The organism is Pseudomonas sp. 24 E 13 (assembly GCF_900004715.1).
Taxonomy (GTDB): Bacteria; Pseudomonadota; Gammaproteobacteria; order Pseudomonadales; family Pseudomonadaceae; genus Aquipseudomonas; species Aquipseudomonas orientalis_A.
The window spans coordinates 115,762-122,544 of sequence record NZ_CVTO01000153.1 but is presented as its reverse complement, the minus strand read 5'-3'; the positions used below and the strand labels follow the sequence as shown (position 1 = coordinate 122,544).

The window sequence follows — 6,783 nt, the reverse complement described above, 5'->3', positions numbered from 1 at the left end:
CAGCAGGGCTTCAGCAAGGGCGTTGGCGTCGCGTAGGGACAGGTTGAAACCCTGCCCGGCGATCGGGTGCAGGCTGTGCGCCGCATTGCCGAGGACCACCAGGTGCGAGCGGACCTGTTCTTCCGCTTCCACCAGGGTCAGCGGATACAGATGCCGCGCGCCTACCTGCTTCAGGGTGCCCAGGCGATAGCCGAACACGCCCTGCAATTCGCTGAGGAAACTGCGCTCGTCAAGGCCCGCCAGGCGCTGGGCGTCCATGCCCATGCGGGTCCAGACCAGCGCGCAGCGGTTGTCGGGCAGCGGCAGCAAGGCCATCGGCCCTTCATCGGTGAAGCGCTCGAACGCTTCGCCATTATGGGCTTCGCTCGGGGTGATGTTGGCGATCAGCGCGCTCTGGTTATACGGGCGCGTCTTGACGCCGATGCCCAGTTGTTCGCGCAGGCCCGAGCGGCCGCCGTCGGCCAGTACCGCGAGGTCGCATTCGAGCACGGTTTCATCGTTGAGGGTCAGGCGGTAGCCATCAGGCAGCGGCTCCATGCGCGTGACTTCCGCCGGGCAGCGCCAGCTGACCACCTCTTTATCCAGGCCTTGCCACAGGCATTGGCCCAGCCAGGCGTTTTCCACCACGTAACCGAGGGCCGGCACACCCTCTTCCAGGGCTGACAGACGCGCGGTGGAGAAGCGTCCACGGTCGGACACATGAATCTGCTTGATCGGCTCGGCGCGACGGGAAATGTCCTGCCACACGCCCAGGCGCTGATAGATCTGCCGGGCACCAAAGGACAGCGCCGAGGAACGCGCATCGTAGCTCGGCTGATAACTGTCGCCGGGCGCGAAGGGCTCGATCAGTGCGATTTTCCACCCTCGCGCCTTGGCCCCGGCCTGCAACGCCAGCGCCAGGCTGGCGCCCACCAGGCCACCGCCGATGATCGCCAGGTTGACCCGGCTCATCGGGCAGCCGCAATCAGCGCTTCGATCTCGGCCACCGTCTTGGGCACCGCGCCGGTCAGAATTTCACAGCCTTGCTTGGTCACTATCACGTCGTCCTCGATGCGTACGCCAATGCCACGCCACTTCTTCGCTACGTTCTGGTTATCCGGTGAAATATAGATCCCCGGCTCCACGGTCAAGGCCATGCCAACTTCCAGCACGCGCCATTCACCGCCGACTTTGTACTCGCCCACATCATGCACATCCATGCCCAGCCAATGACCGGCGCGATGCATATAAAAAGCGCGGTAGGCTTCGCTGGCGATCAGTTCGTCAACCTCGCCTTGCAGCAACCCCAGCCTGACCAGCCCGGCCGTGATGACCTGCACGGTCGCCTCATGCGCCTGGTTCCAATGCTTGTTCGGCGCGATCTGCGCGAAGGCGGCTTCCTGGGAGGCCAGCACAATATCGTAGATCGCCTTTTGCTCGGGCGAAAACCTGCCGTTGACCGGCCAGGTGCGAGTGATGTCACTGGCGTAGCAGTCGATCTCGCAACCGGCATCGATCAATACCAGGTCACCGTCCTTGAGCAGCGCGTCATTCTGCTGGTAATGCAGGATGCAGCTGTTGCGTCCGGCCGCCACGATGGAGCCATACGCCGGCATTTTCGCGCCACCCTTGCGGAATTCGTAGTCCAGCTCGGCCTCCAGGCTGAACTCATGCAGGCCGGCACGGCTGGCCTGCATCGCGCGCACATGGGCGGCGCAGGAAATTCGCGCCGCCTCGCGCATCACCTTCACTTCCGCCGCCGATTTATACAGGCGCATGTCGTGCAGCAAATGATCCAGGGCAACGAATTCGTTCGGCGGCTGGGCGCCCAGGTGCGCCTTGGAGCGGATCACGTTGATCCACTCCATCACATGCCGGTCGAATTCGGCATTGCTGCCCATGGCCGAATACACGCGGTCGCGGCCTTCAATCAGGCCGGGCAGGATGTCATCGATATCGGTAATGGGAAACGCGTCGTCAGCGCCAAAATCGCGGATCGCGCCTTCGGTACCGGCGCGCAGGCCGTCCCACAATTCGCGTTCGGCGTTGCGTTCGCGGCAGAACATTATGTACTCGCCATGCTGGCGACCGGGCATCAGCACGATCACCGCCTGCGGTTCAGGGAAGCCGCTCAGGTACTGAAAGTCGCTGTCCTGACGGTAGACATGCTCTACATCACGGTTGCGAATCGCCACGGCGGCGGCCGGCAGGATCGCGATGCTGTTGGGTTCCATCTGCGCCATGAGCGCCTTGCGGCGACGGGTGTATTCCGCTTTGGGGATATGGATCATGGGCAGATGGGCTTCCTTTTTCAGTGCAGCGACGGCTTGGGCACCGCAGGTTCAGCGGACTTCCTGGTCTCGGTGAACAGCAGCAACGGCGCAACGCGCAGGTATTCCATGACTTCCATATAGTCGCCCTCGCCGTCTTCGGACTCTTCCAGGGCATCTTGCACCTGGGAGATGGCCGCCAGGTCCTGCAACACTTCCTTGGCGTCGGTGCTCAGTTCCAGGCCGCCGGCATTCACGCCGAAACCGTGGAGGAAGCCCTGGCACCATTGGCCCAGTGCTGCGGCGCGCTCGGCGAGCGGTGCGTCGTCGGTCGGCAGCAGCAGGACCACGGTGACGTCATCACCGGTCAGCTCGCCCTTGACCATCTCTTGCAGGCCGATCAGCGCGTTACGCACGTTCTCGGTCGGTTCGGTTTCCAGCAGCTCGGCCACATCGGCCAGCCAGTTGTCGGCATCGAAGCCCACGCCGGTGCAACTGCGGCCCAACAGCACGCCATGCAGTTCGGCAGGCGAGCAAGGATGACCGCTGGTGCTCAGCAGTTTGGAAAAAGCGTCGTACGGGGAGTTCTGAATGGGCATGGTGAGCTAGGCGCCAGACGGCGCAATGTCTAGAATGGAGCGCTGTATCCTAGCACCGGCAGACGCACCAAGACTATCGAGGGCGTCAGATCGTTTATCCTGAAGTTGCCATTCATCAGACAAAATCCAGTGGAACCCAATGGAAGACACCGACCTGCAAGCGCTGATGGCCAGACTCGAACTGCTAATTGATCGGGTCGAGCAACTTAAGAGTCAAAACGGACTCCTATTAGCTCAGGAAAAGACCTGGCGCGAGGAACGCGCTCACCTCATTGAAAAAAACGAAATCGCCCGGCGTAAGGTCGAATCGATGATTTCGCGCCTGAAGGCCCTGGAGCAAGACTCATGAGTTCAAGCAATAGCGTTACCGTGCAGATCCTCGACAAAGAGTATTCGATCATCTGCCCCCAGGAGGAGCGCAGCAACCTGGTGAGCGCTGCCCGCTACCTGGACGGCAAGATGCGTGAAATCCGCAGCAGCGGCAAAGTAATCGGCGCCGACCGCATCGCCGTGATGGCTGCACTGAACATTACCCACGACCTGCTGCACAAGCAGGAACGCCCTGACGCGCAGGCCAGCGGCTCGACCCGCGAGCAGGTGCGTGACCTGCTCGAACGCGTCGACCTGGCGCTTTCCACCGATTCCGACGCACCCAAGGGCTGATTGCCGAGTCAGTTTAAGGTATACTCGCCTCACTCCCTGGCGTGTTTGCCAGTCGGCGATGTCCCGGAGCCGATTCGCACTACCCTGGAAGTTGCACGTTGGGCTGGTGTGCATGTCCGCTAGACGGAAAGCCTTAAAGCCTACTGCTTCTTCCACCTTGAACTTTCGGGTTCAAGGGCTTAGTCGACAGCGGCTCTGCCGGGGAGCCTGAATTCCCAAACTCAATGCCAGTCTTCGGACTGGCATTGTTTTATGAGCCGAACAGCCATGACCGAACCTGCGCCGCTTTCCCGTCCGCAACTTCGACGCCTGTTGCGCAAAGCACGCCGCGCTCTGACACCGAGCGAGCAGCGTCAGGCCGCGCAAGGTCTTTACCGGCAACTGGCACAGCACCCGCTGTTTCGCCGGGCCAGACATATTTCCCTGTATCTACCGACGGACGGTGAAATCGATCCGCGCCTGCTGCTGCGCGCTGCCCAGCGCCGGGGCAAGGCCACCTACCTGCCGGTACTGAGTGCGTGGCCGCGTACCAAAATGGTGTTCCAGCGCGTGCGGCCTGGGGATAAGTTGCTGCCCAACCGCTTTCGTATTCTCGAACCTCGGGCCGATGCCCACCGCCAACGCAAAGTGTGGGCGCTGGACCTGGTGCTGCTGCCGCTGGTGGGGTTCGATAATGAGGGTGGGCGATTGGGCATGGGCGGCGGTTTCTATGACCGCAGCCTGGCTTACCTGGCCAGGCGCAACACATGGCGCAAGCCGACGCTGCTGGGGTTGGCCCATGAATGTCAGCAAGTCGATCGCTTGGCGCAGGCGAGTTGGGACGTGCCGCTGGCGGGCACTGTCACCGAAAAGCAATGGTATGTAGCAGAAACGCCGCCGGAACCAGCGACGCTTTAAATCGCGTTAACGCTTGAATTGCTGCTGCACAGGCGAAAGCTCAACCGGTGCATCGGTCTTGTTCGACCACAAGCTCTGGGCATACCCGGTGGTCACGACACCCAGACCAAACAAAATAACCAATATCCATAGTAAATCCGGTTTACGTTGCATCGATTGCCCCCCTTCAGGCATCTCGTACACGATGACAACAACGTTCCAAAGTAGTCCGTTGCAGCTGCGCCAAGCTTGAAGCCCGGCATTCTGCGGTAACGTGAACCAACACGCAAACCTTGACGCCAACCGACTGTCGGTTTGTCATGGGATTGCCCGACAACTTGCCCAATGCCTTTTTCAGGAGCGCAAAAATGGCCTACTGGTTGATGAAATCCGAGCCCGACGAACTCTCGATCAAAGGCCTGGAAACGCTCGGTGAAGCCCGCTGGGACGGGGTGCGCAATTACCAGGCGCGCAACTTTTTGCGGGCCATGGCGGTGGGCGACGAATTCTTCTTCTACCACTCCAGCTGCCCCGAGCCAGGCATTGCCGGCATCGGCAAGATCGCCAAGGCCGCCTATCCCGACCCCACCGCACTGGAACCAGAAAGCCACTACTTCGATGCCAAGGCCACACCGGAAAAAAACCCGTGGAGCGCAATTGACGTCGCGCACGTGCAGACCTTTCCCAAGGTGCTGGGCCTGGGCTACCTGAAACAGCAGGCCGCGCTGGCCGAACTGCCTCTGGTGCAAAAAGGCAGCCGGCTCTCGGTGATGCCGGTCACTGCCGAACAGTGGGCGGCAGTCCTGGCGTTGCGTTGAAGGGTTACTGAATGATCAGGTTGTTGAACAACAGGTCTTCCACCATCGGCTTGCCGGTCTCATCGTTCATCACCTGCTGCGTCTGTTTCAACGCTTCCTGGCGCAGCTTTTCCTTGCCTTCAACCGTGCTCATGGCTTCGTTGGTCTGCTGGGTAAACAGTGCCACCAGTTGGTTGCGAATCAACGCATCATTGGCTTTGACCGCTGCGGCGGCTTCGGTGCCGGTGACGCGCAGAGCGATGTCGGCCTTGAATACCTTGAGTTTTGCCGTGCCATCCAGGCCGTAGTTGCCCACGAACGGCGGCGTCAGGCTGATATAGCTGACCTTCGGCGCCTCGCCCTCTTTGGCCTCTTTGGCTTCTTCGGCCTGGGCGGCCATCGGCAAGGTCAGGGCCAGCATCAACAGGATCCACGCTTTCACAGTTCATTCCTCGAATTCGATTGCCGGGTAGCATAACGCTAGCAAGGCTGAGCACAAGCTTATGGGGACTTATCAGGCGCGGGCATGCTTGTTGACCCACGGGCGTACCCTCCTACACTTATCGGCCACGACGCCAAAAGGAATAGTCCGATGAAAGCTGTGCTGTGCAAAGCCTTCGGCCCCGCCGAAACCCTGGTGCTGGAAGAGATAGCCAGCCCCGCGATCAAGAAGAACGAAGTCCTGCTGGACGTGCACGCGGCCGGGGTGAATTTTCCGGACACCCTGATCATCGAGGGTAAATACCAGTTCAAGCCGCCCTTCCCGTTTTCTCCGGGTGGCGAAGCGGCGGGCGTGGTGAGTGACGTCGGGGAGAAGGTCAGCCACTTGAAAGTCGGTGATCGCGTGATGGCCCTGACCGGCTGGGGCAGTTTTGCCGAGCAGGTGGCGGTGCCGGGCTATAACGTGCTGCCGATCCCGCCGAGCATGGACTTCAACACCGCGGCCGCCTTCAGCATGACCTACGGCACCTCGATGCACGCGCTGAAACAGCGCGCCAACCTGCAACCCGGCGAAACCCTGCTGGTGCTCGGCGCTTCCGGTGGCGTGGGCCTGGCCGCCGTGGAAATCGGCAAGGCCATGGGCGCCCGGGTGATCGCCGCCGCCAGCAGCGCCGACAAACTCGCGGTGGCCAAGGCGGCCGGCGCCGATGAGTTGATCAATTACAGCGAAGCCAACCTCAAGGATGAGGTCAAGCGCCTCACCGACGGCAACGGCGCCGATGTGATCTACGATCCGGTGGGTGGTGACCTGTTTGACCAGGCGATCCGCTCGATCGCCTGGAATGGTCGTCTGTTGGTAGTGGGCTTTGCCAGCGGGCGCATCCCCGAATTGCCGGTGAACCTGGCACTGCTCAAGGGCGCGGCGGTGGTGGGCGTATTCTGGGGCTCGTTTGCCCAGCGCCAGCCGCAGGACAATGCGGCCAATTTTCAGCAACTGTTCACCTGGTATGCCGAGGGCAAGTTGAAGCCGCTGGTGTCACAGGTGTACCCGCTGGAACAGGCGGCCCAGGCGATCAATGACCTGGGGCAGCGCAAGGCGGTGGGTAAGGTTGTGGTGCAAATCCGCTGACCGAAGTGGAATGCCGTCAATGTGGGAGG

At 61.3% G+C, this 6,783-nt stretch carries 10 protein-coding genes and 1 other RNA gene; 6 read left to right on the top strand and 5 right to left on the bottom strand.

Translation table 11 applies throughout. The features are described from left to right. The 3 genes from ubiH to BFP90_RS23805 form a co-directional block, all read right to left on the bottom strand. Positions 1–951 (bottom strand): 2-octaprenyl-6-methoxyphenyl hydroxylase (gene ubiH, locus BFP90_RS23815; protein ID WP_065898122.1); only part of this gene is annotated, 951 nt, incomplete at its 3' end. Then, positions 948–2,270: a Xaa-Pro aminopeptidase gene (gene pepP, locus BFP90_RS23810; protein WP_065898121.1), complete on the bottom strand. Its 1,323-nt coding sequence runs from the start codon at positions 2,268–2,270 to the stop codon at positions 948–950. The genes ubiH and pepP, both read right to left, overlap by 4 nt. Positions 2,271–2,290: 20 nt before the next feature. Further along, complete coding sequence (locus BFP90_RS23805; protein ID WP_065898120.1) at positions 2,291–2,848, bottom strand: YecA/YgfB family protein; 558 nt, start codon at positions 2,846–2,848, stop codon at positions 2,291–2,293. 139 nt (positions 2,849–2,987) lie between these two features. Here BFP90_RS23805 and BFP90_RS23800 point away from each other — a divergent pair, with 139 nt between their 5' ends. The 4 genes from BFP90_RS23800 to BFP90_RS23785 all read left to right on the top strand — a co-directional run bounded on the left by BFP90_RS23800 (position 2,988) and on the right by BFP90_RS23785 (position 4,408). Next, positions 2,988–3,197, top strand: coding sequence for a TIGR02449 family protein (locus BFP90_RS23800; protein WP_003177365.1), 210 nt, complete (start codon positions 2,988–2,990; stop codon positions 3,195–3,197). Next, the gene (locus BFP90_RS23795; RefSeq protein ID WP_065887022.1) at positions 3,194–3,511 is read left to right on the top strand and encodes a cell division protein ZapA; all 318 of its coding nucleotides are present in this window, start codon (positions 3,194–3,196) and stop codon (positions 3,509–3,511) included. Before BFP90_RS23800 ends, BFP90_RS23795 begins: the two co-directional genes overlap by 4 nt. Before the next feature lie 30 nt (positions 3,512–3,541). Then, positions 3,542–3,720, top strand: a non-coding RNA gene (ssrS, locus tag BFP90_RS23790) — 6S RNA. Between the two features lie 58 nt (positions 3,721–3,778). After that, a complete protein-coding gene (locus BFP90_RS23785) occupies positions 3,779–4,408 on the top strand; it encodes a 5-formyltetrahydrofolate cyclo-ligase (protein ID WP_065898119.1) in 630 nt (209 codons plus the stop codon). 6 nt (positions 4,409–4,414) lie between these two features. On the opposite strand, the gene BFP90_RS28890 is transcribed toward BFP90_RS23785, so the two are convergent. Beyond that, complete coding sequence (locus BFP90_RS28890; protein ID WP_015886446.1) at positions 4,415–4,561, bottom strand: hypothetical protein; 147 nt, start codon at positions 4,559–4,561, stop codon at positions 4,415–4,417. Between the two features lie 194 nt (positions 4,562–4,755). Between BFP90_RS28890 and BFP90_RS23780 the strand changes: the two genes are divergently transcribed. After that, the gene (locus tag BFP90_RS23780) at positions 4,756–5,205 is read left to right on the top strand and encodes an EVE domain-containing protein (protein ID WP_065898118.1); all 450 of its coding nucleotides are present in this window, start codon (positions 4,756–4,758) and stop codon (positions 5,203–5,205) included. 4 nt (positions 5,206–5,209) lie between these two features. On the opposite strand, the gene BFP90_RS23775 is transcribed toward BFP90_RS23780, so the two are convergent. Then, positions 5,210–5,626 (bottom strand): flagellar basal body-associated FliL family protein, encoded by a 417-nt coding sequence (locus BFP90_RS23775; RefSeq protein WP_065887019.1) that lies wholly within the window; start codon positions 5,624–5,626, stop codon positions 5,210–5,212. A gap of 150 nt (positions 5,627–5,776) precedes the next feature. Between BFP90_RS23775 and BFP90_RS23770 the strand changes: the two genes are divergently transcribed. After that, entirely contained in the window at positions 5,777–6,754 is a 978-nt protein-coding gene (locus BFP90_RS23770; protein ID WP_065893900.1) for an NADPH:quinone oxidoreductase family protein, read from the top strand. Positions 6,755–6,783 lie beyond the last annotated feature (29 nt).

What these genes read in the sequence shown, in the direction of transcription:
- BFP90_RS23805 (WP_065898120.1), bottom strand. Translation starts at nt 2,848, where the DNA reads ATGCCCATTCAGAACTCCCCGTACGACGCTTTTTCCAAACTGCTGAGC.
- BFP90_RS23795 (WP_065887022.1), top strand. Translation starts at nt 3,194, where the DNA reads ATGAGTTCAAGCAATAGCGTTACCGTGCAGATCCTCGACAAAGAGTAT.
- BFP90_RS23780 (WP_065898118.1), top strand. Translation starts at nt 4,756, where the DNA reads ATGGCCTACTGGTTGATGAAATCCGAGCCCGACGAACTCTCGATCAAA.
- BFP90_RS28890 (WP_015886446.1), bottom strand. Translation starts at nt 4,561, where the DNA reads ATGCAACGTAAACCGGATTTACTATGGATATTGGTTATTTTGTTTGGT.
- BFP90_RS23800 (WP_003177365.1), top strand. Translation starts at nt 2,988, where the DNA reads ATGGAAGACACCGACCTGCAAGCGCTGATGGCCAGACTCGAACTGCTA.
- BFP90_RS23770 (WP_065893900.1), top strand. Translation starts at nt 5,777, where the DNA reads ATGAAAGCTGTGCTGTGCAAAGCCTTCGGCCCCGCCGAAACCCTGGTG.
- pepP (WP_065898121.1), bottom strand. Translation starts at nt 2,270, where the DNA reads ATGATCCATATCCCCAAAGCGGAATACACCCGTCGCCGCAAGGCGCTC.
- BFP90_RS23785 (WP_065898119.1), top strand. Translation starts at nt 3,779, where the DNA reads ATGACCGAACCTGCGCCGCTTTCCCGTCCGCAACTTCGACGCCTGTTG.